The organism is Mesorhizobium sp. KR2-14 (genome assembly GCF_040049255.1).
Taxonomy (GTDB): domain Bacteria; phylum Pseudomonadota; class Alphaproteobacteria; order Rhizobiales; family Rhizobiaceae; genus Pseudaminobacter.
The window spans coordinates 195,802-222,327 of the sequence record NZ_JBDZDR010000002.1; the positions used below are offsets into that span (position 1 = coordinate 195,802).

Here is a 26,526-nt window from a genome sequence, read left to right on the forward strand (position 1 = left end):
TCCGGTCCGGGACCCTTCTGACTTCCGATGCATCGGGCTCTATCTCAGCGCCAGCAGCGCCCGAACCACCTTTTCGTCCACCTCGCCGGTAGGCGCCATCCCGTTGTCTTTCTGGAAGGCGGCAAGGGCGGACTTGGTCTTCTCGCCCATCACTCCGTCCGTGCCGCCGGCGTCGTAGCCGTTCCTGGCCAGGATGGTCTGGATGTTGCTGATCGCCTTCTTCACGTCCACGCTTGCGGTCTGGGCCTGGCTTTCCTGCCAGGCTTCGGGAACGTCAACCGAGTTTGCCGCAGCGTCGAGCGGCCTGGCCTTCCACAGCTCGGTGGCCGCGCGGGCGCGCTCGAGTTGCTCGGGACGCAGCGCCTTGGCGATCTCGTCACGCTTGGCGGCGGCGTCCTTGTCGCCGGTCTTGGCCACCAGGGCGAACCACCTGTAGGATTCCTCCAAGCTCTGCGGCATGCCCACGCCCTTGGCGGCGAGAATGCCGAGATTGAACTGGCTGTCCTTCACGCCCAGTTCGGCGGCCTGCGTGAACCAGCGCACCGCCGTCTCATTGTCCGGCGCCCCGTCGGCGCCCATGGCAAACAGAACCGCCAGGTTGTGCATGGCGCTGGCATTGCCCTGGGCGGCCGAGAGCTCGTACCAGTTCCTGGCCTTGGCCACGTCGGGCTCTCCGGCCAGACCCTTCTCGTAGAAATTGCCGATGCGGTACTGGGCCGGGGCGAAGCCCAGCTTGGCGGATTCCTCATACCACTTTGCTGCCGCGGCCATGTCGACGGCAACGCCGCGACCTTCCGCATAGCGCGAGCCGATTTCGAACAGCGCCATGGCGTCGCCGGAAGCGGCGGCTTCGCGCAGCGCCACCGGGCCGGCTTCCACCGGCACCACGATCTCGGCAGCGGTCTCCACCTCCTGCACAAGCGAGGTTTCCATCGAGGAAGCGCCCGCAGTTTCGGAGGCTTCCGCGGCGTCGATCTCCGCTTCGTCCACGGGCGTGGTGGACCTTGCCGCGTCTACATTGCGGGCGGCTGGCACCTCCGAAGCGGCCTCGACCGTCTCGTCCGCCGGCCGCGCTTCGTCGGCAACGGCGGTTTCCGTCGCCTGCTCGGCGGCAGGGGCCGCCGCGCTATCGGCCAGGCGGGTGTCGTCCGCCGTTAGTGCCTTGCCGAGCTGCAGGCCTGCCAGCGCCATCATGATCGCCACCGCGGCCATCAGGATCGGCTTGCGACGCGCCTTCAAGAGGTCCGCGATCCGGCCGGCCCGCACCGGGCTCTTGTCTTCCGAGCCGCGCTTGAGAGCTTCCGCCTCGGCGGCGGCAGCCTGCGCGGCGCGGCGGGCGGCGGCGATGAAGTCGGCCTTGGCGGCATCGGCCTCGGCGGGCTTCATGCCCTGGCCGCGCTCGTCCCGCACACGGCGCATGATCGCGTTCAGGTCGGGCGCGCCGGAGCCGGGCTCCAGCGGCCGGTTGGCGAATTTCGGGTCCAGCGGCTCGTCGAGGTCCACTGCCGGCGCACTGTCGAGGGCCGTCGGTGCAGCTTCGGCTGGCTGCTCGGCCTTCACGTGCTTCTTGCCCGCGAACATGCGGCCAAGCCCGCCGAACCTCGAGCGCGGTTCGCTGCCTTGTCCGTCGCCAGTCACGTCGGAGCCCAACGCCGCAACGGCGGCGTCGGCTGCGGCCTGGGCCGGGCTGCGTGCGCCGCGCTCTGCCAGGGTGACCGGCGCCGGTGCCTCCAGCGCCTCCATCAGCGGCAGCGGCGTGTCCAGGTCGAGCGAGGGCGCATCCTCCACCGTCATCTTCGGCGCGCCCGCCGGCTCTGCCGCGGGCATGGCGGCGTGGCCGCCCTCCAGCGAGCCCAGCCGGTCGACGATCTTCAGAAGCGTGTCGTGGATCGCCTCGAAGGTCTTGGTGTTGCGCTCGTCGGAGCGGCGCGTCAGCGCTTCCAGCGTGCGCAGGTCGTCGGCCAGGCCGGCCACGGCCTCGCCCTGGCTGACGCTGCCCGCCATGGACCGCACCGCGCTTTCCGCCGCCTGGCGCGCGGCTTCCATCAGGTTCTCGTGGCTGCTGGCGATCGAGCGTTCGATGTCGTCGAGGCGCGGCGCGATGTCCTCGAATTCCGGCAGCGGACCGGTCGGGCGGGCCAGGTGTTCGGAAAGCCCGGCCACCTGCGCCTCCAGGTTGCGGATCAGCTCGGGGTCGATGCCGGTGAATTGGCGGGACGAGGTGTCCAGCCGGCTCGAAATGTCGTCCAGCCGCGCTTCCAGGCTGCGGATGGTGTGGTCGTCGGCGCCGAAGCCTTCGGCCTCGATGCGTTCGGCAAGCGAGGCGAAGCGCGCGTCGATCGCATCCATGATCCCGGCGCTGTCGAAGGCCGGTTCATGAGCGCGCAGGTCGAGCCGGTCGGCCACTTCGTCGAGCCGCCGTTCCAGGTCGCGGAATAGCAGGTTACCCTGTTCCAGAACGTCGCCCTGGCGGCGTTCGATCATGCTGGAAAGCAGATCGAACCTCTGCTCGATGCCTTGGAAGATATGGTCGGCGTCGGGGGCGGGCGCGTGTTCGATCTTCTCGGCGATCATGGCGATCTGGTGACCCAGCCGCTCCACCGCGGCCTGCGGCAGGTGCACCTGCTCGGTAATCTCGTCCACGCGCTGCGACAGCAGGTTCAGCCGCTCGATCACCTCGCGCCCTGGTCTGTCCTCGGCCACTTCCTCGATCTGCCGCGCCAGCGCCGAAATACGCGCCTCGATGCGCTCGAAGGGCTCGGGGTCGAAATTGGGCATCCGCGCCGCCGCTGCCGAGGCAACTATCGCGCGCGAGATCTCGTCCAGGCGTTCCTCGATCTGGGCGAAGGTTTCGCTCCCCTGCGGCTCGTGCTGGCGCACGAAATGGTCGACCGCCGAAGCCAGCATGCGCACCTTTTCTTCAAGCGAGCGCAGCGACAGCGATTCCGGCAGATTGTCGACGGCGTTGCTGATCTGCTCCAGCCTTGCGGCAAGCGCGGCAATCGCCGGGTTCTCGCCCGGGGCGGCCGATACGCGGTGCTCGAAGTCGGTCCAGCGGCGGTCGAACTCGTCCCAGCGCCGATCGATGGAGCGCACGGTCTCCTCGCGGGCAAGCGCGTCCAGCGCGCCCTTCACCTGCTCCAGTTCCAGCCGCAGCAGGTTCAGGCTCTTGTCGTCGCTGCGTTCCGACAGCGCCTGTATCGCGCCCGAAAGCCGCTCGAACTCAAGCGCAAGCTCCTGTTCATCGCGGCTGGCGGCCGGTTGGCCGATGCGTTCCATGTCGCGGCGCATCGTTTCGAACTCGCGGCGCATCCCTGAAGAAACCTGCTGGCGCAGGTCTTCGCGCAGCGCATTCAGCTCGGAAGCAATCTTGCCGAAGGCGGCCATGCCGTCTTCCTGCGCGCGGATGTGGTCCAGGTCGCGCGCTATGGCCTGGTAGGGCTGGCGCTCATAGGCGTTCGCAAGGGGCTCCGGCCTGCGCAGCTCGGTGGGCGCTTCGTCGCGATGCAATGCGCCTTGCGGCGCCTCGAAAGGCCGGGGCTGGCGTTCGTTGCCAAAGCCGCTGGCGGGTTCCGCGTGCCGGCTCAACCGCTGCTGAAGATTGTCCAGCGAGCGGTTCAGGTCTTCCAGGGTGGCGTAAGGCCTGCGCGGCCTGCCGGCGTTGAGTGACTCAAGATAGGACCGCTTGCTGTTCATCGAAACGTCCGTTCGCCGGTTGCTGGTCTGGCCAGATTGAAAGTCCGTGTCGGGCGGATGCGAGGTCGGCAGTTGGAATTCCGTCTTTGCCTCTCCGCTCTCCAGGGCCGTGAACAAATCGGTACGGAACATTCACGGCAGACCGACACGCCAACGTTTCGCCCAACGTGGTAAACAAGCCGTTAATTGCGGGGCCTGGGCGAGGATTACTTTAAAAAGCCGTAAAACTGTTTCACGTCGCCCGCGCTTGCAACGTGAAGAACGTGTGAGTATAGCATTTACGTAAACGTAAGCAGTGCGCCGCGCGCACCGCTTGCTACGTGTTTTGTGGAAACCATGACTGGAAGCCGGTCTCGGGCCCCTGGCAGGGCCGGGGTCGCCCCCCATCGCTTCCAAGCCGGTGCCGGCCTCGCCAGGCACCTCAACGGGAATGCAAATGACGATGAAACTTCTTAAAGCCGACGAAAGCGCGGCCAATGATGACATGAGCGGGCACGACGACGAGATGGCCCGCATCGGCGAGATCGCCAAGAAATACGGCGTTACGCTGCGCACGCTGCGCTTCTATGAAGACAAGGGCCTGCTGGCCCCCAAGCGCGAGGGCAGCACGCGCCTCTACACCCACCGCGAGGAAGCGCGCCTCAAGCTCATCCTGCTTGGCCGCAAGGTCGGCTTCTCGCTGCGCGACGTCAAGCAGATGCTGGACCTCTACGAGCCGGCCGGTTCGAACGTGAAGCAGCTGCGGCTGACGCTCGACAAGTCGGAAAAGCAGCTTGCGCGCCTCAACAAGCAGCGCCAGGCCATCGACGAGGCCATCCGCGAACTCACCGACACAATGGAGGTCGTGCGCGGCAAGCTGGCCGAACAGCGCCCGATGCCCATCGCAGCCAACGGCTGATCTCTCTCCCGAGGACGGGCCAGGCAAAGGCCGCGCGATGCCTGAAAGAGGCGCCGCGTGGCCTTTTTGTTTGCGAGCTTCGGCGTATTGTTTTCGCGCGCGGGCAAGTACGGGCGCCGCCGCGTCTCCCGCCTCCGCGACACGGTGAAAAATCACAGCGGACCAGAAATTGACGTTTACGCAAACGTCAATTATTGCTATGGCATTCTGGGAAAGCGGCTGCGGGGCTTCACAGGCGGGCGCCGAGGCCGCATGTTTGTGATGGAGGACGAACCATGCCGTCATACAGGGCGCCGGTCGCGGATACGCTTTTCGTGCTGAACGAAGTGCTCGGCTACGAGCGCTACAGCAATCTTCCCGGATTTTCCGACGCCACGCCCGATGTGCTGGAGGCCATCCTCGCCGAAGGTGCAAAGCTCGCCGAAAACGTGCTCCAGCCCACCAACCGCCTCGGCGACATGGAAGGCTGCGTGCGGCACGCCGATGGCTCCGTCACCACGCCCAAGGGGTTCAGGGAAGCCTTCGACCAGTATCGCGAGGGCGGCTGGCTGGGGCTGGCGGCTCCGGTCGAGTATGGCGGGCAGGGGCTGCCTTACACGGTCCATTCAGCGGTCGCGGAATACATGGTCTCGGCCAATATGGCGCTGATGATGTATCCGGGTCTGACCCAGGGCGCCATCGCCGCGCTGCTTACCCATGGCACCGACGAGCAGAAGAACACCTGGCTGCCGAAGATGGTCGAGGGCAGCTGGACCGGCACCATGAACCTCACCGAGCCGCATTGCGGCACCGATCTCGGCCTGCTCCGCACCAGGGCCGTGCCCAACGGCGACGGCAGCTACAAGATTTCCGGCCAGAAGATCTTCATCTCCGCCGGCGAGCACGACATGGCCGACAACATCGTCCATCTGGTGCTGGCCCGCATCGAGGGCGCGCCGGAAGGCGTGAAGGGCATCTCGCTGTTCATCGTGCCAAAGTTCCTGCTCGACGGCGATGGCGCGCCGGCCACGCGCAACGCCGTTTCCTGCGGTTCCATCGAGGAAAAGATGGGCATCCACGGCAACGCCACCTGCGTCATGAACTATGACGAGGCCACCGGCTATCTGCTCGGGGCCGAGAATGGCGGCCTGAAGGCCATGTTCACCATGATGAACGAGGCGCGCCTAGGCGTCGGCCTCCAGGGGCTGGCCGTGTCCGAAGCCGCCTATCAGGGTGCGGTGGAATACGCCAAAGAGCGCCTGCAGGGCCGCTCGCTGTCCGGCCCCAAGGCGCCGGACAAAAAGGCCGACCCGATCATCGTCCACCCCGATATCCGCCGCAACCTGATGACCATGAAGGCCTTCAACGAGGCCGGCCGCGCGCTGGCTTTGTGGACTGCGCTAAATGCCGACATCGCCCGACGCGGCGAAGACGAGGCCGAGCGCCAGGCTGCCGACGACCACATGGGCCTGATGACGCCGGTGGTGAAGGGCGTGCTCACCGACAAGGGCTTTGAACATGCGGTGATGGCGCAACAGGTGTTCGGCGGCCACGGCTATATCGAAGAGCACGGCATGAGCCAGTTCGTGCGCGATGCCCGCATCCCCATGATCTACGAGGGAGCCAACGGCATCCAGGCGCTCGATCTCGTCGGCCGCAAGCTGGCGCAGAATGGCGGCCGTGCGCTGCAGGCCTTCTTCAAGGAAGTCGGCGACTTCTGCGAGGAAAACCGCTCCGAAGAGAAGATGGCGCCCTACACCAAGGCGCTGAAGAAGGGCCTCAACGACCTGCAGGCCGCCACGATGTGGTTGATGCAGAACGGCATGGCCAAGCCCGACAATGCGGGTGCGGCCTCCACCGACTACCTGCACCTCTTCGGCCTCGTCGCGCTCGGCTACATGTGGGGCCGCATGGCCAAGGCCGCCCATGGCAAGCTCGCCAACGGCGCCGGCGACAATGCGGCCTTCTACGAGCACAAGCTGGTCACCGGCCGCTACTTCATGGAACGCGCAATGCCGGAGACGGCTGCACATCTCGCCCGCCTGTCCACCGGCGCCGATACCATGATGGCGCTGCCGGCCGAGGCGTTCTAGGGTGGCGAGCGCGGGCGCTATCGAGGGAGCAAACGCATGACGACCAATCCGGCCGAAGTCCTTTCTCTCCCCAAACCCGCCTGGGTTACCGAAGACGTCGCCATGCTCTACGACATGGCGACAAAATTCCTCGAGGCCGAGATCGCGCCGCGTTACGAGGAATTCGAGAAGGCCGAGATCTTCGACCGCGAAAGCTGGAGGAAGGCCGGCGAGGCGGGGCTGCTGTGCGCTTCCATGCCGGAGGAATATGGCGGTTCGGGCGGCACCTTTGCGCATGAAAGCGCCATCATGGAAGCCGTCAGCCATGTCGGCGTCGACGGCTTCGGCATCGCGCTGCACAACTCCATCGTGGCTCCCTACATCCTCCACTATGGTTCGGAGGAGCAGAAGAAAAAGTGGCTGCCCAGGATGGCGACCGGCGAGCTGATCGGCGCCATCGCCATGACCGAGCCCGGCGCCGGCTCCGATCTTCAGGGCGTCAAGACCTCGGCCGTCCGGGACGGCAACCAGTACCGCATCAACGGCTCCAAGACCTTCATCACCAACGGCCAACTCGCCAATCTCATCGTGCTCGTCACCAAGACCGATCCGTCCAAGGGCGCCAAGGGCACTTCGCTGATCGTGGTCGAGGCCGACGAGGTCGAGGGTTTCGAGCGCGGCCGCAACCTCGACAAGATCGGCCTGAAATCCAACGACACGTCCGAGTTGTTCTTCAACGACGTGCGCGTGCCCACCGCCAATCTGCTCGGGGCCGAGGAAGGGCAGGGTTTTGTCCAGCTGATGCAGCAGCTGCCGCAGGAGCGCCTGCAGATCGGCGCCACGGCAATCGCCATGGCCGAGCGCGCCCTTGCCGTGACAATCGATTACGTCAAGGAGCGCAAGGCCTTCGGCAAGCCGATCCTCGAATTCCAGAACACCCAGTTCAAGCTGGCCGAGTTGAAGACCGAGGCCACCATCGGCCGCGTCTTCTACAACGACTGCGTCCAGCGTCATCTGAATGGCGGCCTCGATCCGGTAACGGCGTCCATGGCAAAGTACTGGCTGAGCGAGTTGCAGGGCAAGGTCGTGGACGAATGCCTGCAATTGCACGGCGGCTATGGCTACATGAATGAGTACCCCATTGCGCGCATGTATCGCGACGCCCGCGTGCAGCGCATCTATGGCGGCACCAACGAGATCATGAAGCTCCTGATCGCGCGGAGCCTCTGAATTGAATGAAACCTTTGACGGCTGCCCGAGCGCCGCCCGGAACGAGGAGAAAAAATATGGCTGACGCTTTTGTCTATGATGCCGTGCGCACCCCGCGCGGGCGCGGCAAGAAGGACGGCTCGCTGCACGAGGTGCCGGCAGTACGGCTGGCCGCGCGCACGCTGGAGGCCATCCGCGACCGCAATGGGCTCGACACCGCGCAGGTCGACGACATCATCTTCGGCTGCGTCGATCCGGTCGGCGAGGCGGGCTCGGTCATTCCGCGCGCAGCCGCCTTCGAAGCCGGCTACGACACCAAGGCGCCGGGCATGCAGATCTCGCGCTTCTGCGCCTCTGGGCTGGACTCCATCAATCTCGGCGCGGCCAAGATCGCCCAGGGCGCCGATGAGATCGTGATCGCCGGCGGCGTCGAGAGCATGAGCCGCGTCGGCATGGGCATGTCCGGCGGTGCCTGGTTCATGGACCCTTCGGTTGGCCTGCCGGGCTGGTTCGTGCCGCAGGGCATCTCGGCCGACCTCATTGCCACCAAATATGGCTTTTCGCGCGACGACGTCGACGCCTATGCCGTCGAGAGCCAGAAGCGCGCCGCGCATTCGTGGGAGAAGGGCTACTTCAAGAACTCCGTCATCCCGGTGAAGGACCAGAACGGCATCACCATCCTCGACCATGACGAGCACATGCGCCCCACGACCGACATGCAGGCGCTGGCGTCGCTCAACCCGTCCTTCGTCATGCCGGGCGAGATGGGCGGCTTCGACGCCGTCGCCGTGCAGAAGCACCCGGAGATCGAGGCGGTCAACCATGTCCACCACGCCGGCAATTCGTCCGGCATCGTCGATGGCGCGGCGGCCGTGCTGCTCGGCTCCAAGAAGGCCGGCAAGGCGATGGGCCTCAAGCCGCGCGCCCGCATCCGCGCCTTTGCCAATATCGGCTCCGAGCCGGTGCTGATGCTGACCGGCCCGGTCGACGTCACCGAAAAGCTGCTCAAGCGCGCGAAGATGAAGCTGTCGGACATCGACCTGTTCGAGCTCAACGAGGCCTTCGCCTCGGTGGTGCTGCGCTACATGCAGGCTTTCGACATTCCGCACGACAGGATCAACGTCAATGGCGGCGCGATTGCCATGGGCCATCCGCTCGGCGCCACCGGCGCGATGATTTTTGGCACCGTGCTCGACGAACTGGAGCGGCGCAACCTCAACACCGCGCTGGTCACGCTCTGCATCGGCGCGGGCATGGGTACCGCCACCATCATCGAGCGGGTGTAGTTGATGAGCGCCTTGCCGAAAGACGCGGCCCTGATCCTCATCGACGTGCAGATGGCATTCCTCGAATGGGAGCGCGCGGGCCTCAGGCGTAACAATCCGCAGGCGGTGGGCAACATTGCCCGCCTGCTGGGCGCGTTCCGCGATGGCGGCATGACGGTGATCCACATCCGGCATGCCTCGACCGAGCCGGATTCCGCGCTTCGACCGGAACGAAGCGGCTATCAGCCAATCGACCAGGCGCGCGAGCGGGACGGCGAAGCCGTCCTCGTCAAGAACGTCAATTCCTCCTTCATAGGAACCGACCTTGAAAAGCGCCTGCGCGAAGGCGGCCACCGCACGCTGGTGATTGCCGGCATCACCACCAACCATTGCGTGGAGACGACGACGCGCATGGCCGGCAATCTGGGCTTCGACGCGCGCCTCGTGGCCGATGCCTGCTACACCTTCGATCGCGTCGGCCTCGACGGGAAGGTGCGCAGCGCTGAAGCGATCCACGACATGACCTTGACCAATCTCAACGGCGAGTTCGCCTCGATCGTAACAACCGACGCCATTGTGGCGGCTGTCGCCGAAACCATTGCGGCGTAAGGAGGATTCGATGACCTACAGGAATTTCACCGTCGAAACCGACGCTGACGGCATCGCTCTCGTCACCTGGGACATGCCCGACCGGTCGATGAACGTCTTCACCGAGGAGGTGATGGACGAGCTCGGCGCCATCATCGACCAGGTCGCCGGCGACGCGGCAATCAGGGGCGCTGTGATCACCTCGGGCAAGGATTCTTTCTCCGGCGGCGCCGACCTTACCATGCTGCAGAAGATGCTCGGCCTGTTCCAGAAGGAGAAGGCCAGGGACCCCGACAAGGCGATCAAGCTGCTGTTCGACAATGCCGGGCGCATGAGCCAGCTCTTCCGCAAGCTCGAGACCAGCGGAAAACCCTGGGTGTCGGCCATCAACGGCACCTGCATGGGCGGCGCCTTCGAAATGTCGCTGGCCTGCCACGGCCGCGTCGCTGCCGAGGGCGATGGCGTCAAGATGGCACTGCCGGAAGTGAAGGTCGGCATCTTCCCGGGCGCTGGCGGCACCCAGCGCGTGCCGCGCCTGGCCAACACGCAGGATGCCCTGCAGATGCTCACTTCGGGCCAGAACCTGACCCCGCAGCGCGCCAAGGTCATGGGGCTCATCCACGCCGTGGTCGAACCCGCCAAGCTCGTCGAGGCCGCCAAGGCGATGATCGCCGCCGGCCTCAAGCCGGTGCAGCCCTGGGACGAAAAGGGTTTCAAGCTGCCCGGCGGTCCGGTCTATTCGGCTGCTGGCGCAAACCTTTGGCCGCCGGCAATCGCCATCCTGCGCCGCGAGACCCATGGCAACTATCCCGCCGCCGCCGCGATCCTGAAATGCGTCTATGAGGGCCTTCTGGTGCCGTTCGACACGGCGTTGAAGATCGAACAGCGCTATTTCACGCAGATCATGCAGTCGAAGGAAGCAGCGGCCATGATCCGCTCGCTGTTCGTGTCGCTGCAGGAACTCAACAAGGGCGCGCGCCGCCCCGAGGGCGTTCCGGCCACCAAGTTCAAGAAGATCGGCGTCATCGGCGCCGGCTTCATGGGCGCGGGCATTGCCTATGTCACCGCCAAGGCCGGCATTCCGGTCGTGCTCATCGACCGCGACATGCCCTCGGCCGAAAAGGGCAAGGCGCATTCCGATGCGCTCATCTCCGAGCAGGTCAAGAAGGGCCGCGCCAAGCCGGAGGACAAGGAAAAGCTGCTCTCCCTCATCACGCCGTCGGACAACTACGCCGCGCTCGAAGGCTGCGACCTTGTCATCGAGGCGGTGTTCGAGGATTCCGAGGTCAAGAAGGCGGCCACCGAAAAGGCCGAGGCCGCGCTGAAGTCTTCGGCGGTCTTCGCTTCCAACACTTCGACCATCCCCATCACCTCGCTGGCCAAGAACTCGGTGCGGCCGAAGAATTTCGTCGGCATTCACTTCTTCTCGCCGGTCGACAAGATGATGCTGGTGGAAATCATCCTCGGCAAGAAGACCGGCGACAAGGCGCTTGCCGTAGCGATCGACTATGTCCGCGCCATCAAGAAGACGCCGATCGTGGTCAACGACACGCGTGGCTTCTACGTCAATCGCTGCGTGCTGCGCTACATGTCGGAGGCCTTCAAGATGCTGATCGAGGGCGTGCCGGCGCCGATGATCGAGAATGCCGCGCGCGCGGCCGGTATGCCGGTCGGCCCGCTGGCACTCACCGACGAGACGGCCATCGACCTTGCCCAAAAGATCATGAAGCAGACCATCCGCGATCTCGGCGAGAAGGCGGTCGACCCCGAGCAGATGAAGCTCATCGACACGATGGTCGACAAGCATGGCCGCTTCGGCCGCAAGAACGGCAAGGGTTTTTACGACTACCCCGAAAAGCCGGCCAAGAAGCACCTCTGGGCGGGCTTGAAGGACCTCTACAAGCAGCAGAATCCCGACAAGATCGACTTCGAGGAGTTGAAGCAGCGCTTCCTTGTCGTGATCGCGCTCGAGGCTGCGCGCGTGATGGAGGAGGGCATCGTCACCGATCCGCGCGAGGCCGACGTCGGCTCCATCCTGGCCTTCGGCTTTGCACCCTACACGGGCGGCACGCTGTCCTACATCGATGGCATGGGTGCTCAAAAATTCCTCAAGCGCGCCAAGGCGCTGCAGAAGAAATACGGCGCCGAGTTCAAGGCGCCCAAGCTGCTCATCGACATGGCCGAGAAGGGCGAGACCTTCTACCAGCGCTTCAACCCCTATCCTAAGGAAGAGGCTAGGAAGGCAGCTTGAGGCGGGGCGATCGCATCTAGAGTTAGACCCCCCACTCCGGTTTGCTTCGCAAACCACCATTCCGGGGCGAGCCACGGGTCTCGCCCGTCCTTCGGACCCCGCTCGACGGGGAGGAGAGGAAATGCGTCCGCAAGGCGGGCACCCTTCCTCTCCCCTTTTGAGGGGGAGAGGTGGTTTGCGAAGCAAACCGGAGCGGGGGTAGACCGTGCCCTATGGGATTGTCCTGCAGTGCGCGAGACCATCCTCACCCTGCCGGCAAATCGAACAGGTGAATTGAAATGTATGTCTGGGCACGTCTGGCCAGGATGGCGCTTACCGCGCGCGGCCGTGGCGATTATCGCATGGGCGACGAGAGCCGGCTGAGCTTCCGCTGCCTGCCGACCGATATCGACACCAACCTGCATCTCAACAATGCCCGCTACCTGATGCTGGCCGATGTCGGTCGCATCGACATCTTCTACCGCACCGGCCTGATCGCGCTTGCGCGCGAAAGGGGCTGGGCGCCGATGCTCGGCGGCCTGCAGACGGTCTTCGTCCGGGAAATCCGGCTATGGCGCAAGTTCGACGTGGTCTCCACCGTCGAAACCTGGGAAGGCTCGCAGGTCATCGGGCGGCACGAATTCGTGCTCGACAGCGGCGAGACCGCTGCAATGGTCCTGACCACCGCGGGCATCTATGACCGCCGCGCCCGCCGCTTCCTTCCCTTCGATGAGGTCATCGCCGCCCTCGGTCGTGAGGCCACCGCGCGCCCGCCCACCGAGGCCGAGCGCATCTTCATGGCTTCCCACGCTGGCCTGCGCACGCTGGCCAAGAAAGGCGGATAGCGGAAATGCCCCTCACGCGCTGACCGAAAGCCTGCTTTCTCGGCCTGTGTGGCGGTGGTAGGATCTCGGCATCATCCATTTACGTGTGTCAGGCCTGAAAGGATTGACCATGCGTATGATGCTGAAAGTCTCCATCCCGGTCACCGAAGGCACCGGGGCCATCAAGGATGGCACTCTCCCCAAGATCATGGAAAAGGCGCTCGCCCAGCTGAAGCCGGAGGCCGCCTACTTCACGCTCGACAACGGCAAGCGCACCGCCTTCATCGTCTTCGACATGACGGATGTGGCGATGATGCCGAGCATAGCCGAGCCGTTCTTTTCGGGCTTCGGTGCAACCATCGACATGACCCCGGTGATGAACGCCGACGACATGCGGGCCGGCCTCGAGGCGATCATGCAGGGAGCCTGAGGCGCTCGGCTGGCAAGTCTCGGTCTCTGCTGCGTCGGCAGCGCGGCACGCGGACCCCTTTCGCAAGTGATGGGGGGGCGCTATGTTGTCTGCGAAAGGGAACGCGATGACCAAGCTCGAACGCGCCGTTCAGGAAGCCCAACAACTCCCGGCTGAAGTGCGCGAGCAGCTTGGCGACGATCTCCTGCACCGCATTCACAAGCTCCTGGCCTTGCGCGAAGATCTGGCCATCGGTCTTGAGCAACTGAATTCGGGCGACGCTGTCGACGGCGCAACAGTATTCGCTGACATGAAGTCGCGATATGGCGCTTGAGATCGTCTTTGCGCGACAAGCGCAGCGCGATCTTCAAGACCTCCTATCCTTTATTGCCGTCGATGACGCAGCGGCCGCACAGAGAATGGCGCGGAGAATGGAAAAAACCGTTCTGCTCCTGGCGGAGCGTCCTTACATAGGGCCGCTGGCATCAGGTCTGGGTGATGCGGAATTGCGCAAAATGTCGTTGCCTCCTTACATCATCTTTTATCGGCTGAAAGGGGACAGGCTGCAGATCGCCCGTATTCTTCATTCAGCGCGCGACATAGACACCCCTACATTTTTCTCCGGGTGACCCCAGAAATCACGCAGCTTTCTGGACAAAGGGCCGCCGTCGCTCTAAATCAACCGAACAAGGTATATTTTCCTGTTTTAAGCTTCAGGGCCACGACGATGCTCTCGCATGAACGTGTCTGGGCCGCTATCGACGCGCTGGCCGCACGACATTCGCTGTCGGCCTCCGGGCTGGCCAAGCGCGCGGGCCTCGACTCCACCGCCTTCAACAAATCCAAGCGCGCCTCGGCCGATGGGCGGCCGCGCTGGCCGTCCACCGAGTCCCTGGCCAAGATCATCGAGGCGACCAATTCCACGCTTGATGAATTTCTGGGCCTCGTCGAAGGCCAGCGCGCGGAGAAGGGTCGATCCGCGCCGGAGCACACATCCGCCGTGCCGCTGATCGGCTTTGCCCAGGCCGGTGCCGGCGGCTTCTTCGACGATGCCGGCTTTCCGGCCGGGCAGGGGTGGGATCTGATTGAACTGCCTACCCGCACCACCGAGAACTCCTTCGCCCTGCAGGTGCAGGGAGATTCCATGCTGCCGCTCTACCGCAATGGCGACGTATTGATCGTGGAGCCGGGCGCTACGGTGCGCAAGGGCGACCGCGTCGTGGTCAAGACACGCTCGGGCGAGGTCATGGCCAAGGTGCTGGCGCGACGTACGTCGGGCGAGATCGAACTGCTTTCGATCAATCCGGAACATCCGAACCGCAATTTCTCTTTGGGGGAAGTCGAGTGGCTGGCGCGCATCGTCTGGGCCAGCCAATGAACGTATGGGCCACACTGAAAGGAGCAAGCCATGCGTACGGCTGTCCTTCTTTCCTCTGTCGCAGCGTTGGGGGCTCTCTGCCTGGCTATAGTTTCGGCCGGTAAGGCGCTCAATTCGAGCGAGGCGTTCGCCCCTTCCGCCGAAGATGCCGTGGCAGCCGATTTCGGCGAGGAAGCCGCCGGCTACGACATCTATGAGCCCGAGGCGCTGGACGGCGCGTTTGAAATCGCCGCAGATGAGCCCGGCAGGGAGCATGCACAGGCTGCATCGCCTACGTCGCCCGGCCGGGGTGTCGCCAAGGCGCCGGAAGACGACACCGGAGGCAGCATGTACATGCGCGACGGCGACGCCGACAAGGTACTCTATGGGCCACTGGCCACCGGGGCCGGCACCATCAAGGCCATGGGCTACCTGATCGTCATAGATGGCATCGAGGCCATTCGGCTCGAGGAAAAATGCAAATTCAACGGCAAGTCCTGGCCCTGCGGGCAGCGCGCGCGCACCGAGTTTCGTGCCTGGATGCGCGACCGTGCCCTCACCTGCAGGGTGCCGCCCGCGCCTGCGGCGCGCGCCGTTTTGACGTCGTGCCGCATCGGCAACCAGGACGCCGGCGACTGGCTGGTGAAATATGGCTGGGCCCGCGCCATTCCGACGGGGCCCTACGTCAAGGCAGGCGAAAAGGCGCGTACCGACAAGCTCGGCATTTACGGCGCGCCGCCGGTACTGGATTGAAAAGCCGAAATGCCTGAAGGCCGGACGGCAGCCCGTCCGGCAGGGTTTCCTGCTCTATGCCGCGAGCTGGCCCTCCAGCGCCTTGGCAATCAGCTCGCGCGTCTCCGGAATGCCGTAGAGTGCGGCAAACGAGCCGAAGCGCGGGCCGCGCTCCTGCCCGATCAGCACCTGGTAGATCATCTGGAAGAACGCGACGGACACGCCGGGGCCGCCTTCCGGGCTCTGCTTGGTGTGATCCTGGTAGCGCTCGATCTTGCGCGCGACGTTGAGCGCGGCGTTCTGGATCGCCTCGCCGTCGGCGTCGGCCGGCAATGCCGCCATGGCCTCCGAAAGCTTCGCCAGCGCCTCGCGCTCCTCTTCGTCGGGCGCGCGGTGGGATTTCGTCGGCTTCACGAAGTCGTCGAAGTAGCGGACCGCATAGTCCGCCAGCTTGTCGAGTTCGGGATGCGTGGCCGGCGTGACGCCCGGCACATGGCGCGAGATGAAGCCCCACAGCACGTCCTTGTTCTGCGCGTTGGAAGCACTGACGAGGTTGAGCAGCATCGAGAACGGCACCGGCAGGTCGATGGCCGGCGGGTTGCCGCCATGCATGTGCCAGACGGGGTTGCCAAGCCGGTTCTTCCAGTCCTGCTTCGGGTAGGCCGAGAGGAAGCTGTAGTATTCGTCCACGGCCTTGGGGATGACATCGAAATAGAGCTTCTTGGCCTGCCGCGGCCGCTGGAACATGTAGAGGCCGAGGCTTTCGGTTGTCGCATAGGTCAGCCACTCGTCGATGGTCAGGCCGTTGCCCTTCGACTTGGAGATCTTCTGGCCGTTCTCGTCCAGGAACAGCTCGTAGACGAAGTGCTCCGGCGCGCGCCCGCCCAGAATGTTGCAGATGCGGTCGTAGATCGACGCATTGGTCTGGTGGTCCTTGCCGAACATCTCGAAGTCGACGCCGAGTGCGGCCCAGCGCATGCCGAAGTCCGGCTTCCACTGCAGCTTCACATTGCCGCCCTTGACCGAAAGCGTGGTCTCAGTGCCGTCTTCGTCCTCGAAGGTGATGGTGCCGGCCTTGGCGTCCACATGCTTCATGGGCACGTAGAGCACGCGGCCGCTCTTGGGCGAAATCGGCAGGAAGGGGCTGTAGGTCGCCTGGCGCTCCTCGCCCAGCGTCGGCAGCATCACCGCCATGATCTCGTCATAGCGTTCGGCCGCGCGCAGCAGCATGTCGTCGAAGCGGCCCGACTTGTAGTATTCGGTCGCGCTGGCAAATTCGTAGTCGAAGCCGAAGGTGTCGAGGAAGCGGCACAGCATCGCGTTGTTGTGGTCCGCGAAGCTCGCATAGTCGCCGCCGAACGGGTTCGGCACCGACGACAGCGGCACGTGCAGATAGGGCTCGAGTGCTGCGCGATCCGGCACGCTGTCGGGGATCTTGCGCATGCCGTCCATGTCGTCGGAGAAGCACAGCAGCTTGGTGGCGACCTTACCCTCGGTCAGCACATGGAAGGCGTGGCGCACCATGGTCGTGCGCGCCACCTCGCCGAAGGTGCCAATATGCGGCAGGCCGGACGGGCCGTAGCCGGTCTCGAACAGCACCGTTTTAGGGAAGTCGCGACCTTTGTAGCGCGCAATGATCTTGCGCGCCTCCTCGAACGGCCAGGCTTTGCTTTCGGCGGCCGCCGCGAGGATTTCGGGGTTGAGATCTATAGTGGCTGATCCCGTCATGTCGCTGTTCCTGCATCGGTGTGCCGGCGCTTGCTCGCCGGCGCAGCATGTGTGTGGAGGCTTGGTCAACTCGCTCGCCGGGGCGGATGGCTATATATCAGGCGTCCGAGAGCGAAGTTTGCACACGGTGTCTAAGCGGGACGGTCGAGGGCGTCAACGATAACCGGCATTTTTCCTTGCGGCGCAAGCCCGGGATTCCTACCTTCCGCCCATCACAATCCGAGGACCGCCCCGAAATGTCGAAGCCCACCGCCCAGGAAGCCCTGATCTACCTGATGGTCATCACCTCGGCCTCCGACCGAGACATGACCGACCTGGAGCTTGCCCGCATCGGCGATGTGGTGCGCGGTTGGCCGGTCTTCGCCGACTTCGACGAGAACAGGCTGATCAGCACCGCGCAGGATTGCCAGAAGCTGCTGCAGCAGCCTGACGGGCTCGAAGGCGTGCTGGCGCTCGCGGCCAAGGCAATTCCGCCCCGGCTTCACGACACGGCTTATGCCGCCGCGCTCGAGGTCGCCACGGTCGACCTGGAGATGCGACTGGAGGAGGTGCGCGTGCTGCAACTCTTGCGTCGCCACCTTGCAATCGACACACCTACCGTCACCGCGGTCGAGCGCGCGGCCAAGGCACGCCACCGCATGCTTACTTGAGGCGAGGATCAGCAGGGTGGCGCCATGAACGATCTCATCCCTTCAGAGCTTGCCGCCCGCTCGATAGCCTTCCTGGCGATCTTCCTCGGCATGGCCCTGTTCGAGCTCTGGTCGCCGCGGCTGGAGCGCGCGGAAATGAAGGGAGCGCTCAAGTCCCGCCGCTGGTTCACCAACCTGTCGATGGTGCTCATCTCCTCGCTGGTGCTGCGGGTGGTGTTTCCGGCCGCCGCCGTGGGGACTGCCGCCTGGGCGCAGGCCCAGGGCTGGGGCCTGCTGCGCCTTGCCGGTATCAATCCGTGGCTCGGCGGCGTCATCGCCTTCGTCGTGCTCGACTTCGCAGTCTGGCTGGAGCACGTCGCTAGCCACAAGGTCCCGGTCCTGTGGCGCATTCATCGCATGCACCATGCCGACACCGGCATCGACGTAACCACCGGGCTGCGCTTTCACCCATTGGAAATCCTTCTGTCGATGTTCTGGAAGGCGGGGGTGGTGGTGGCGCTGGGGCCGCCCGTTCTGGCGGTGCTGGTGTTCGAGATCGTGCTGAACGGCAGCTCGATGTTCAACCACTCCAATGTGCGCATCGCCCCCCGCGTCGACCGCTGGCTGCGGCGGGTGATCGTCACGCCAGACATGCATCGCGTGCACCACTCGGCCGAACGCCGGGAGACGGATTCCAACTACGGCTTCAACTTCCCGTTCTGGGACCGCCTGTTCGGCACCTACATCTCCGTCCCGAAGCTCGGGCATGATGGCATGGTCGTCGGGCTCGAAGAATGGCGCGGCGGCGAGTCCGCCCGGCTCGGCTGGTCGCTGCTGCTGCCATTTCGGCCGGTCCGGCGGCGATGGGTGGGCAGCCAGATCCGCAAGCCTCAGTAAAAACTCACCGGAAAATACCGCAGGTAGAGCTCGGCGAAGGTGCCCTTCACCGAAATCGCATGCAGGGCGTAGTTCAGCGCGTCGGCAAGTTCCGGCTTGTCAGCCTTCACGGCGATGGCAAGGCCGGTGCCGAGATATTCCGGCGCCAGGTAGGGTCCGCCGGCGAAACGGCAGCAGTCCGCCGCGTCGGAGCCCGCCAGCCAGAAGCCCAGGCGCATGCCGTCTCCGAAGGCGCCGGCGATCTTGCCTTGCTTCAGGTCGGCATACAGCGCTTCCTGCTTCGGATAGGTCTCAACCTTCACGTCGGGAAAATAGTCGCGCAGCATCCGCTCGTGTGCCGACCCGGCCACAACGCCGATCTGCTTGCCCTTCAACTTGCTGTAGAGCGGTTCGCCGAGCACGCCCGCCTTGGGCATCACGAAACGCGCGGGGAACTGCAGGTAGGGCCGCGAGAATGCATATTTGGCGCGCGTTTCCTGCGTCACCGCAATGCCGGCGATGATCGCCTCGCCATCGCCCTTCTGCAGCGCGCCGTCCAGCTCGCCCCAGGGCAGCGCCTGGATCTGGCATTTTGCGGCCATGTCCAACTCGGCGCATATGGCGCGCGCAAGGTCTACGTGCAGGCCCGACAGCCTGCCGCCGGAATCGATGAAGTTGAACGGCGGAAAGTCGGTCGTCGTCAGGAAGCGCAGGCGGCCCAGCGCGGAAAGATCCGGCTTGGGCAGTCGTTCCTTGGTATCCCACAGCAGCGGGACCTGCGGTTCTTCGGCACGCGCCCGCGCGACCGCCGCAGCCAGGCCGCAAAGCACGACGATGAGGAAGGCGCGAAACTTCACCAAAAACTCTCGGCTGAACGGAACTGAAGGCGGCTACGGTCCGCTATTCATTAGCGCCAATACGCGGCGATTCCCACCCCGGTGCCTGAAATGGCGATCGCGGCATTCTAAATCCTGGGTTGTCCATATTCGTGAATGCCATCAAGGGTAGGTGGCTTATCCAACCGTGCCGTGCATAGCTGCGCCGGGGCATTGTCAGCATGGCCAGCAACATGGGGTGTTGCCGTGGGCGAGCGTAATCACATGCCAGTCCGGCTTCGGTCGGTAGCTATTCCTGCCGGCTTGCAGATGTCGCAAGCCGTCCCTTTGTCGCCTCTCGCTTCCGCAGTTCTCGTGGTTTCTCGACGGGCGGCTTGCCATGGCTTTCCTTGACGCCGAAGGAAGCAGTCATCGTTCAAGCGGGCAGCAGGCGGTTCGGGGGCAGGGCAGCCGGCGCGGTTCCCCGGATTCGACGCTCCTGGCGCTATCCTTTTCCGAACATGCCGAATGGCAGCCCCTGCTCACCCGCATCGGCGTGTCGGCCGAAACGGCGCTTCGCATCGCCGTTCACGCCAGGGTTAACGGAACCGACTTCCAGTCCGAACTGCTGGCCTCGGGCGTGGTCGACGCGACCGCTTTTTCCCGCGCCATGGCGCAGGAAGTCGGCCTGGCCTTCGTAGACTACGTAGATCCCGAGCGGCTGATCATGCGTGCGAAGGATTGCATTGCCTTGCTGCGCAGTCGGGGTAAGCAAAACCCGGTCAAGTATGAGGACGCCAACGGCATCTCGTTCCTCATCGCACCGGAACGCATCCGCATCGGCCAGTTTCGCGAGTTGCTGGCGCGCTACCCCGGCGCGCGGGCGCGGCTCAAGATGACGAGCAGGGGCGCGTTGCGCCGGGCGGCGCTTGCGCGCGCGCGACCCCGGCTCGTCCGCAGGGCTGCGCTCGGCCTGTTCGAGGCGTATCCCGAATTTTCCGCCCGCATCGTTGCCAATGCGTGGCAAGGTGCGGCCTGGGGCGCGGCGATCGCCGGTCTGCTGGCGGCCGCTACCCTGGTGCCGGACCTGGTTCCCGGCCTGCTTCATGGCATCCTGTCGCTGTTCTTCTTCGCCTGCATCTGCATCCGGTTTGCGGCCTTGCCAACGGCGGCGCCCCCGCAACCGGAAAGCCTGGAGCCGGCCGTGGCCAGCGAACTGCCGGTCTACACCGTGCTCGTCGCTCTCTACGACGAGGCGGGGATGGTTCCGGGTCTCATCGCGGCGCTGGAGCGCATAGTCTGGCCGAAAAGCAAGCTGGAGATAAAGCTGGTCTGCGAGGCCGACGATCACGCCACGCTGTCGGTCATCCGCGCCTGCGCGCTGCCGCCCTATATGGAAGTCATCGAAACGCCGCAGGGCGGGCCTCGCACCAAGCCCAAGGCGCTCGCCTATGCGCTGCCCGTCACCAGCGGCGATTTCGTCGTGCTCTTCGACGCCGAGGATCACCCCCATCCCTATCAGCTTCTGCAGGCCTGGCAGCGCTTCCGCACCGCGGGCGAGGAGGTCGTGTGCCTGCAGGCGCCGCTCGAGATTTCGAACCGTGACAATTCCTTCCTGTCGCGCATGTTCTTCTTCGAATACGCCGCGCTCTTCCGTGGCCTGCTGCCATGGCTGGCCCGGCGCCATCTCGTCCTGCCGCTCGGCGGCACCTCCAATCATTTCCGTCGGCAAGCGCTGCAGCTTCTCGGCGGCTGGGACCCGCACAACGTCACCGAGGATGCCGATCTCGGCCTGCGGCTGGCGCGCTTCGGCTACCGGGCCGAAACGATCTGGTGCCCCACGCTTGAGGATGCGCCCGAGGAGTTTCGCGTCTGGCTGCCGCAGCGCACCCGATGGTTCAAGGGCTGGATGCAGACCTGGCTGGTGCACATGCGCAATCCGGCGCGCCTTGGCCGCGATCTCGGCTTCGGTTCCTTCCTGGTGGCCCAGACACTCTTTGCCGGAATGATCGTCTCGGCCACCGCCCATCCATTCCTGCTTACCTCGGCGGCAGAGACGCTTTGGGACCTGGCGGTGGGCAATCCGCTCAGCATCTTGCAGTCGGTTCTGTTGCCGATCGACGTGGTCAATATCGCCGGCGCCTATCTGTCCTTCCTGCTCCTGGGCCGTCGCACGCTGCGCAAGCACGAGCGCAAGGGCCTGTGGAAGGTCGTGCTCTTCACGCCCGTCTACTGGATGATGATCTCGCTCGCCGCATGGCGGTCGCTGTGGCAATTGTGGCTGCGACCCCATCACTGGGAAAAGACGGCGCACCGAAGGGCGGTTTCGCCCACGGGCGCCGACGCGTGACGCTCAGTGTGATTTCTTCAGGAACTTCGGGCCGTTGCCGATGATCATGTCCTCGGTCTTGCCGATGGCCTCCATGTCGCGGCCTTCATAGGGCAGGCTGGCCAGGATATGTCGTATCACGGCCAGGCGCGCACGGCGCTTGTCGTTCGCGCGCACGATCGTCCACGGCGCGTGCTTGGTGTGGGTGAATTCCAGCATCATGTCGCGCATCTGGGTGTAATCGTCCCACTTGGTCATGCCGGCCACGTCCATGGCCGAGAACTTCCAGTTGGTCAGCGGGCTGTGGCGCCTGTCGTGGAAGCGCTTGAGCTGCATCTCCTGGCCGATGTTCAGCCAGAACTTGAACAGATGGATGCCTTCGCGAACGATCTGCTTTTCGAAGCGCGGCGTCTCTTCCAGGAAATGCCGGTGCTGCTGCGGCGTGCAGAATCCCATCACCGGCTCCACGCCGGCGCGGTTGTACCAGGAGCGGTCGAAGGTCACGAACTCGCCGGCGGTGGGGAAGTGAGCCACGTAGCGCTGATAGTACCACTGGCCGCGCTCGGTCTCGGTCGGCTTGGTCAGCGCCACGTTGCGGGCCGTGCGCGGGTTCATGAATTCGTGCAGTACCTTGATCGTGCCGCCCTTGCCGGCGGCGTCACGGCCCTCGAACAGCGCCAGCACGCGCTCGCCGCTTGCCTGCATCCAGGCCTGCAGCTTCACCAGTTCGATCTGCAGCCGCTGCAGCGTGTCCGTATATTCCACCAGCGGCAACTTGTGATCGTAGGGATAGTCGTCCGAGCCGAGGGCCTTCTTGGCGACCCAGTCCGGCAGCTTGGGGTCGTCGATGTCGAAGCTGCGCTCCACGCCACCGACCCTTATCGTCATCGGGCCGCGGTCGAGCCCTGCTTCGGCCGGCGTGCCGGGGTCGGCTTCCTTGGCATTTTTCATCGCGACAAACCTTTTCAGCCCCGCAACTCATGCTATTGGGTGCCGTAGGAGTGGTCCAGAACCAATCAGGAGCCCTGTTGCGGAAAATCGCATGAGCGATGCTGTCAAAGACAATTGGCGCCGCCGCGCGGTCCGGCTTTTCGCGCATCGGTTTCGCCAGAACCGCTGGATGCTCGCCGCTGGCGTGGTGGCCGTGCTTGCCATTAATGCCGTTGGCGGGGGCGTCGTGGCGATGGCTGCCGTCGTCGCGCTGTTCGTCATCGCCGGCCTTGCGCCCAGCCGCACGGCCGACCAGCGCCGGGTCGAGGCGGCCGAGGTGGCCAACCGCAGCGGCTCGATCGGCCTGTCGGGCGAAAATCTCGCCGCCGCCGTCGCCGATCCGCTGATCGTCTTCGACGGAGCAGGCGCTGTCGTCCACGCCAATGCCGCCGCAACCGTCGCGTTCGGCGCGCTGCCGCCGGGCATCCTCCTGCTGCTGAAGTTCCGCGCGCCCGAAATGCAGGAGATGATACAAGCCGTGCTGTTTGGTCAGGCTGCCTCCCGCGTCATCGACTACAGCGAGCGCCTGCCCATCGAACGCGCCTTCCGCGTCACAGCATCGGCGGTGGGCCGCGGCACCGGGCTCTACGTCCTGGTCTTCAGGGACCAGAGCGAGGCGCGCCGCATCGACCGCATGCGCGCCGACTTCATCGCCAATGCCAGCCACGAGTTGCGCACGCCGCTGGCTTCCATCGCCGGCTTCGTCGAGACCCTGCGCGGCCCCGCCCGCGACGACGCGGCCGCGCGCGACCAGTTCCTGCAGATCATGCAGAAGCAGACCGCGCGCATGTCGCGCCTCATCGACGACCTGCTGTCGCTGTCGCGCCTCGAAATGAAGCCCCATCTCGAGCCCGGCGAACGGATAGACCTGCGCGCCGTGCTCGAAAACGTCATCGTCTCCCTCAGCCCCGTGGCGCAGGATGCCGGCCTGGTCATCGAGCGTGCCTTTCCGGAAGAACACATTGAAGTGCTGGGCGCGCGCGACGAACTGTTCCAGGTTTTCGAGAACCTGCTGGAAAACGCCTGCAAATACGGGCAGTCGGGCGGTCGCGTCGTTGTCTCCATGGCCGGGCCGGAGGCCAGCGACGAAGGGGAGATAACCGTCACCGTGCGCGATTTCGGCCCCGGCATCCCCGAGGAGCACATTCCCCGGGTCACCGAGCGTTTCTACCGCATCGACAGCGGCGCCGGCAACGCGCAGAAGGGCACCGGGCTCGGGCTTGCCATCGTCAAGCACATCCTCACCCGCCACGAGGCCCGGCTGACGATCCGCTCCAGCCCCGGGGAGGGGGCCGCGTTTACCGTTCATTTCCCGTCCGCGTGATAGCGCTTCGACGCCGGGGGGCGCGAACGAGGAAAACTCAATGATCCTGCCCAGACCAAGACTGGTGCTCGGGCTGCTCGCTGTCGCGGGCCTGCTCAGCATCTCGCTACCGGCTGCCGCCGCACAGAAGGGAAAGGTCCCTGAGTGCACCGTCATATTGGATGCCGCGTCCGGCAAGACGCTGCATCGCGAGGGCACCTGCGGCGAGCGCTTCAATCCGTTCTCGACCTTCAAGCTTCCGCTGGCGCTCATCGGCTACGATGCCGGCATCCTCGAGGACGAGCACACGCCGGCCTGGGACTATCGGCCCGAAATCAACGCGGTGAAGCGCGATCACAAGACTGTGGACCCCGTCATCTGGGAAAGGGATTCCGTCCTGTGGTTCTCACGCGAGATCACCCGCCGTCTCGGCGAGAAGCGTTTCGCCGGTTACGTCTCTAAGCTCCAATACGGAAACGCTGATGTTTCCGGCGATCCGGGCAAGAACAACGGCCTCACCGATTCCTGGCTGCTATCCTCGCTGAAGATCTCGCCAGACGAGCAGGCCGAGTTCGTCCGGCGCATGCTTTCCCACGAGCTTGCCGTGTCGGACAAGGCCTACGCAATGATCGACGCCATCATCCCTCGGTTCGAAGCCGCAGACGGATGGGTCGTGCACGGCAAGACGGGAACCGGCTGGCTTCGCGGCAAGGACGGCAAGGGAGACAGGAACCGCCCGCTGGGCTGGTTTGTCGGCTGGGCCGAAGGGCAGGGCCGCCGCGTCGTGTTCGCCCGCATGCAGGTCGGCATGGGCAAGGCCAACTCTCCCAAGGGACCCTTGCTCCGGGCACAGTTCCTGGAGGAATTGCCGCGGTTGATGAAGCGACCCTGAGCGGCAGCCCGAATATTGCGCCGTCTCACCATTGGAGCTGCCGGAGCTTTCTTTTATCCGTCATGCGACTAGCCTATGATTGTTTGATTCAGGATCGCGTTTTCCTGGCAGGCTTTTGAAGAGAGACTCCTTCATGCAGTCGCATCACACCGTCCGCGCCTATGACGACGAGCTGAAATTTCTCACACGCAAGATCGCGGCGATGGGCGGCCATGCCGAGCGCCTTGTCGACCAGGCGGTCGCAGCGCTGGTAAATGCCGACGTCGCGCTGGCCCGCAGGGTCATCGCCGACGACGCCATCCTCGACGACGCGCAGCGCGAGATCGACGACAAGTCGATCCTCATCATCGCCAGGCGCCAGCCGGTGGCGGCGGACCTGCGCGAGATCATCGGCGCCATCCGCATTGCCGCCGACCTGGAGAGGGTGGGGGACCTCGGCAAGAACCTGGCCAAGCGCGTGGTGGCGGTGGCTGAAGGGCGCCAGCCTGTCAGCCTGTTCCGGGGCCTGCAGGCGCTGGCCGAGCTTGCGCTGACCCAGCTCAAGCAGGTGCTCGACGTCTACGCCTCGCGCTCGGTCGAGCGCATCGAATTCGTCCGCGACCGCGACAACCAGATCGACGCCATGTACACCTCGCTGTTCCGCGAGTTGCTCACCTACATGATGGAAGATCCGCGCAACATCACGCCCTGCACGCATCTGCTGTTCTGCGCCAAGAACATCGAGCGCATCGGCGACCATGCCACCAATATCGCCGAAACCATCTATTACGTGGTCACCGGCGACCAGATGCCGGCCGACCGCCCCAAGCAGGACAAGAGCCACCGCATAACGCTGCCCGTGGAGCACAGGTAGCGTTCGGCCGCACGCCTTTTCCGCCGCTGCCGTAATCGCAAAGCTTTTTGCCCGCTCAAGCGTGCGTCGGCGCTCGCAGGCGCAGGCCTTTCCCACCGTCGTCCTCGGGCCGGAGCACGAGCGAAGCGAAGTGCGGAGGTTCCGGGGACCCAGGCCTCGGACTTGCAACCGGCAGTCAGGTGGTAATTGTCCACGCCTCGCGCGGAGCAGCAGATCTGTGTCGCTGTGTCTTGTTCCAGCGGCCCGGCCCCAAACAAAAACGCCGGGCTTTGAGCCCGGCGTAGCATGCAGCCTGGGAAATCTGCGCCTTAGCGCGCGCGGCGGCGCTCGGCGGCGGGCTGGAACGCGATCTTGGCGTGGTACTTGCAATAGGGGCCGGTTTCGCCGGACTCGTTGCCGCAGAAGTGAAATTCTTCCGTCAGCGGGTCGCCGTTCGGCCATTTGCAGGTGCGCTCGGTAAGCTGGATCAGCTGCAGCCGGCGCGAGATCGGCACCACCACGTCCTCGGTCGGGCGCAGATACTGGCGCGCCATCGGCTCGGCGTCGAACTGGGCCTGCAGCGCGGTCGCGCCGATCGAAGGCGTCAGGATGCGGGGCTGCGCGGGCGCTGGGGCAGCCGCCGGGCGGGCCGGGGCCTTCACGGTGGTCGCAGGCTGGACAGCCTTCTTCTGCCGCGCAGGGGCGGCGGTGGCGCGGCCGCGGCTGGAAAGCTTCAACCTGTGCACCTTGCCGATAACCGCGTTGCGGCTGACGCCGCCGAGTTGCGCGGCGATCTGGCTTGCACTGAGACCTTCAGCCCATAATTTGCGGAGGGTTTCGACCCGTTCGTCAGTCCAGTTCATGAGAACGTGC

General features: G+C 64.9%; 23 protein-coding genes. 18 read left to right on the forward strand and 5 right to left on the reverse strand.

Annotated elements, in window-relative coordinates:
- Positions 1 to 39 precede the first annotated feature (39 nt).
- Positions 40 to 3,696 carry a peptidoglycan-binding protein gene (locus ABLE86_RS05465; protein WP_348777923.1) on the reverse strand — a complete coding sequence of 1,219 codons (3,657 nt, stop codon included), beginning with the start codon at positions 3,694 to 3,696 and terminating at the stop codon, positions 40 to 42.
- A gap of 436 nt (positions 3,697 to 4,132) precedes the next feature.
- Here ABLE86_RS05465 and ABLE86_RS05470 point away from each other — a divergent pair, with 436 nt between their 5' ends.
- The 12 genes from ABLE86_RS05470 to ABLE86_RS05525 all read left to right on the forward strand — a co-directional run bounded on the left by ABLE86_RS05470 (position 4,133) and on the right by ABLE86_RS05525 (position 15,280).
- Positions 4,133 to 4,594 carry a MerR family DNA-binding transcriptional regulator gene (locus ABLE86_RS05470; protein WP_348777924.1) on the forward strand — a complete coding sequence of 154 codons (462 nt, stop codon included), beginning with the start codon at positions 4,133 to 4,135 and terminating at the stop codon, positions 4,592 to 4,594.
- A gap of 275 nt (positions 4,595 to 4,869) precedes the next feature.
- Entirely contained in the window at positions 4,870 to 6,666 is a 1,797-nt protein-coding gene (locus tag ABLE86_RS05475; RefSeq protein WP_348777925.1) for an acyl-CoA dehydrogenase, read from the forward strand.
- Between the two features lie 36 nt (positions 6,667 to 6,702).
- Positions 6,703 to 7,875, forward strand: coding sequence for an acyl-CoA dehydrogenase family protein (locus ABLE86_RS05480; RefSeq protein ID WP_348777926.1), 1,173 nt, complete (start codon positions 6,703 to 6,705; stop codon positions 7,873 to 7,875).
- Positions 7,876 to 7,931: 56 nt separating this feature from the next.
- A complete protein-coding gene (locus tag ABLE86_RS05485) occupies positions 7,932 to 9,140 on the forward strand; it encodes an acetyl-CoA C-acetyltransferase (RefSeq protein ID WP_348777927.1) in 1,209 nt (402 codons plus the stop codon).
- A gap of 3 nt (positions 9,141 to 9,143) precedes the next feature.
- A complete protein-coding gene (locus ABLE86_RS05490; RefSeq protein WP_348777928.1) occupies positions 9,144 to 9,728 on the forward strand; it encodes a cysteine hydrolase family protein in 585 nt (194 codons plus the stop codon).
- A gap of 10 nt (positions 9,729 to 9,738) precedes the next feature.
- Entirely contained in the window at positions 9,739 to 11,958 is a 2,220-nt protein-coding gene (locus tag ABLE86_RS05495) for a 3-hydroxyacyl-CoA dehydrogenase NAD-binding domain-containing protein (protein ID WP_348777929.1), read from the forward strand.
- A 278-nt stretch (positions 11,959 to 12,236) separates the two neighbouring features.
- A complete protein-coding gene (locus tag ABLE86_RS05500) occupies positions 12,237 to 12,782 on the forward strand; it encodes a thioesterase family protein (protein WP_348777930.1) in 546 nt (181 codons plus the stop codon).
- A gap of 109 nt (positions 12,783 to 12,891) precedes the next feature.
- Positions 12,892 to 13,191: a DUF3303 family protein gene (locus ABLE86_RS05505; protein WP_348777931.1), complete on the forward strand. Its 300-nt coding sequence runs from the start codon at positions 12,892 to 12,894 to the stop codon at positions 13,189 to 13,191.
- Between the two features lie 106 nt (positions 13,192 to 13,297).
- On the forward strand, positions 13,298 to 13,504 hold the full coding sequence (locus tag ABLE86_RS05510; RefSeq protein ID WP_348777932.1) for a hypothetical protein: 207 nt from the start codon (positions 13,298 to 13,300) through the stop codon (positions 13,502 to 13,504).
- The gene (locus ABLE86_RS05515) at positions 13,494 to 13,799 is read left to right on the forward strand and encodes a type II toxin-antitoxin system RelE/ParE family toxin (protein ID WP_348777933.1); all 306 of its coding nucleotides are present in this window, start codon (positions 13,494 to 13,496) and stop codon (positions 13,797 to 13,799) included. The genes ABLE86_RS05510 and ABLE86_RS05515 overlap by 11 nt, the downstream gene beginning before the upstream one ends.
- 98 nt (positions 13,800 to 13,897) lie before the next feature.
- Entirely contained in the window at positions 13,898 to 14,548 is a 651-nt protein-coding gene (locus tag ABLE86_RS05520) for a helix-turn-helix transcriptional regulator (RefSeq protein WP_348777934.1), read from the forward strand.
- A 30-nt stretch (positions 14,549 to 14,578) separates the two neighbouring features.
- Complete coding sequence (locus ABLE86_RS05525; RefSeq protein WP_348777935.1) at positions 14,579 to 15,280, forward strand: thermonuclease family protein; 702 nt, start codon at positions 14,579 to 14,581, stop codon at positions 15,278 to 15,280.
- 54 nt (positions 15,281 to 15,334) lie between these two features.
- On the opposite strand, the gene ABLE86_RS05530 is transcribed toward ABLE86_RS05525, so the two are convergent.
- The gene (locus ABLE86_RS05530; protein WP_348777936.1) at positions 15,335 to 16,987 is read right to left on the reverse strand and encodes a lysine--tRNA ligase; all 1,653 of its coding nucleotides are present in this window, start codon (positions 16,985 to 16,987) and stop codon (positions 15,335 to 15,337) included.
- A gap of 236 nt (positions 16,988 to 17,223) precedes the next feature.
- On the opposite strand from ABLE86_RS05530, the gene ABLE86_RS05535 reads away from it, so the two are divergent.
- Together ABLE86_RS05535 and ABLE86_RS05540 are read left to right on the forward strand one after the other, a co-directional pair.
- On the forward strand, positions 17,224 to 17,637 hold the full coding sequence (locus ABLE86_RS05535) for a tellurite resistance TerB family protein (protein WP_348777937.1): 414 nt from the start codon (positions 17,224 to 17,226) through the stop codon (positions 17,635 to 17,637).
- 24 nt (positions 17,638 to 17,661) lie between these two features.
- Complete coding sequence (locus tag ABLE86_RS05540) at positions 17,662 to 18,513, forward strand: sterol desaturase family protein (protein ID WP_348777938.1); 852 nt, start codon at positions 17,662 to 17,664, stop codon at positions 18,511 to 18,513.
- Here ABLE86_RS05540 and ABLE86_RS05545 read toward each other — a convergent pair.
- Positions 18,507 to 19,349, reverse strand: coding sequence for a transporter substrate-binding domain-containing protein (locus ABLE86_RS05545; protein WP_348777939.1), 843 nt, complete (start codon positions 19,347 to 19,349; stop codon positions 18,507 to 18,509). The two genes, ABLE86_RS05540 and ABLE86_RS05545, sit on opposite strands and share 7 nt — an antisense overlap.
- Before the next feature lie 358 nt (positions 19,350 to 19,707).
- On the opposite strand from ABLE86_RS05545, the gene ABLE86_RS05550 reads away from it, so the two are divergent.
- On the forward strand, positions 19,708 to 21,657 hold the full coding sequence (locus ABLE86_RS05550; protein WP_348777940.1) for a glycosyltransferase: 1,950 nt from the start codon (positions 19,708 to 19,710) through the stop codon (positions 21,655 to 21,657).
- 3 nt (positions 21,658 to 21,660) lie between these two features.
- Here ABLE86_RS05550 and ppk2 read toward each other — a convergent pair whose 3' ends face one another.
- On the reverse strand, positions 21,661 to 22,587 hold the full coding sequence (gene ppk2 / locus ABLE86_RS05555) for a polyphosphate kinase 2 (RefSeq protein ID WP_348777941.1): 927 nt from the start codon (positions 22,585 to 22,587) through the stop codon (positions 21,661 to 21,663).
- A gap of 91 nt (positions 22,588 to 22,678) precedes the next feature.
- Between ppk2 and ABLE86_RS05560 the strand changes: the two genes are divergently transcribed.
- From ABLE86_RS05560 to phoU, 3 genes are all read left to right on the forward strand, one after another.
- Positions 22,679 to 23,950 (forward strand): ATP-binding protein, encoded by a 1,272-nt coding sequence (locus tag ABLE86_RS05560; protein WP_348777942.1) that lies wholly within the window; start codon positions 22,679 to 22,681, stop codon positions 23,948 to 23,950.
- A gap of 40 nt (positions 23,951 to 23,990) precedes the next feature.
- Positions 23,991 to 24,821 carry a class D beta-lactamase gene (blaOXA, locus tag ABLE86_RS05565; RefSeq protein WP_348777943.1) on the forward strand — a complete coding sequence of 277 codons (831 nt, stop codon included), beginning with the start codon at positions 23,991 to 23,993 and terminating at the stop codon, positions 24,819 to 24,821.
- Between the two features lie 133 nt (positions 24,822 to 24,954).
- The gene (gene phoU, locus ABLE86_RS05570) at positions 24,955 to 25,674 is read left to right on the forward strand and encodes a phosphate signaling complex protein PhoU (RefSeq protein WP_348777944.1); all 720 of its coding nucleotides are present in this window, start codon (positions 24,955 to 24,957) and stop codon (positions 25,672 to 25,674) included.
- A gap of 308 nt (positions 25,675 to 25,982) precedes the next feature.
- Here phoU and ABLE86_RS05575 read toward each other — a convergent pair whose 3' ends face one another.
- Positions 25,983 to 26,516, reverse strand: coding sequence for a GcrA family cell cycle regulator (locus tag ABLE86_RS05575; RefSeq protein ID WP_348777945.1), 534 nt, complete (start codon positions 26,514 to 26,516; stop codon positions 25,983 to 25,985).
- Between the last annotated feature and the right edge of the window lie 10 nt (positions 26,517 to 26,526).

Coding starts and splice junctions, on each gene's coding strand:
- blaOXA (WP_348777943.1), top strand. CDS start 23,991: ATGATCCTGCCCAGACCAAGACTGGTGCTCGGGCTGCTCGCTGTCGCG.
- ABLE86_RS05465 (WP_348777923.1), bottom strand. CDS start 3,696: ATGAACAGCAAGCGGTCCTATCTTGAGTCACTCAACGCCGGCAGGCCG.
- ABLE86_RS05510 (WP_348777932.1), top strand. CDS start 13,298: ATGACCAAGCTCGAACGCGCCGTTCAGGAAGCCCAACAACTCCCGGCT.
- ABLE86_RS05560 (WP_348777942.1), top strand. CDS start 22,679: ATGAGCGATGCTGTCAAAGACAATTGGCGCCGCCGCGCGGTCCGGCTT.
- ABLE86_RS05575 (WP_348777945.1), bottom strand. CDS start 26,516: ATGAACTGGACTGACGAACGGGTCGAAACCCTCCGCAAATTATGGGCT.
- ABLE86_RS05530 (WP_348777936.1), bottom strand. CDS start 16,987: ATGACGGGATCAGCCACTATAGATCTCAACCCCGAAATCCTCGCGGCG.
- ABLE86_RS05475 (WP_348777925.1), top strand. CDS start 4,870: ATGCCGTCATACAGGGCGCCGGTCGCGGATACGCTTTTCGTGCTGAAC.
- ABLE86_RS05520 (WP_348777934.1), top strand. CDS start 13,898: ATGCTCTCGCATGAACGTGTCTGGGCCGCTATCGACGCGCTGGCCGCA.
- ABLE86_RS05480 (WP_348777926.1), top strand. CDS start 6,703: ATGACGACCAATCCGGCCGAAGTCCTTTCTCTCCCCAAACCCGCCTGG.
- ABLE86_RS05515 (WP_348777933.1), top strand. CDS start 13,494: ATGGCGCTTGAGATCGTCTTTGCGCGACAAGCGCAGCGCGATCTTCAA.
- ABLE86_RS05495 (WP_348777929.1), top strand. CDS start 9,739: ATGACCTACAGGAATTTCACCGTCGAAACCGACGCTGACGGCATCGCT.
- phoU (WP_348777944.1), top strand. CDS start 24,955: ATGCAGTCGCATCACACCGTCCGCGCCTATGACGACGAGCTGAAATTT.
- ppk2 (WP_348777941.1), bottom strand. CDS start 22,587: ATGAAAAATGCCAAGGAAGCCGACCCCGGCACGCCGGCCGAAGCAGGG.
- ABLE86_RS05550 (WP_348777940.1), top strand. CDS start 19,708: ATGGCTTTCCTTGACGCCGAAGGAAGCAGTCATCGTTCAAGCGGGCAG.
- ABLE86_RS05470 (WP_348777924.1), top strand. CDS start 4,133: ATGACGATGAAACTTCTTAAAGCCGACGAAAGCGCGGCCAATGATGAC.
- ABLE86_RS05505 (WP_348777931.1), top strand. CDS start 12,892: ATGCGTATGATGCTGAAAGTCTCCATCCCGGTCACCGAAGGCACCGGG.
- ABLE86_RS05540 (WP_348777938.1), top strand. CDS start 17,662: ATGAACGATCTCATCCCTTCAGAGCTTGCCGCCCGCTCGATAGCCTTC.
- ABLE86_RS05525 (WP_348777935.1), top strand. CDS start 14,579: ATGCGTACGGCTGTCCTTCTTTCCTCTGTCGCAGCGTTGGGGGCTCTC.
- ABLE86_RS05500 (WP_348777930.1), top strand. CDS start 12,237: ATGTATGTCTGGGCACGTCTGGCCAGGATGGCGCTTACCGCGCGCGGC.
- ABLE86_RS05490 (WP_348777928.1), top strand. CDS start 9,144: ATGAGCGCCTTGCCGAAAGACGCGGCCCTGATCCTCATCGACGTGCAG.
- ABLE86_RS05535 (WP_348777937.1), top strand. CDS start 17,224: ATGTCGAAGCCCACCGCCCAGGAAGCCCTGATCTACCTGATGGTCATC.
- ABLE86_RS05485 (WP_348777927.1), top strand. CDS start 7,932: ATGGCTGACGCTTTTGTCTATGATGCCGTGCGCACCCCGCGCGGGCGC.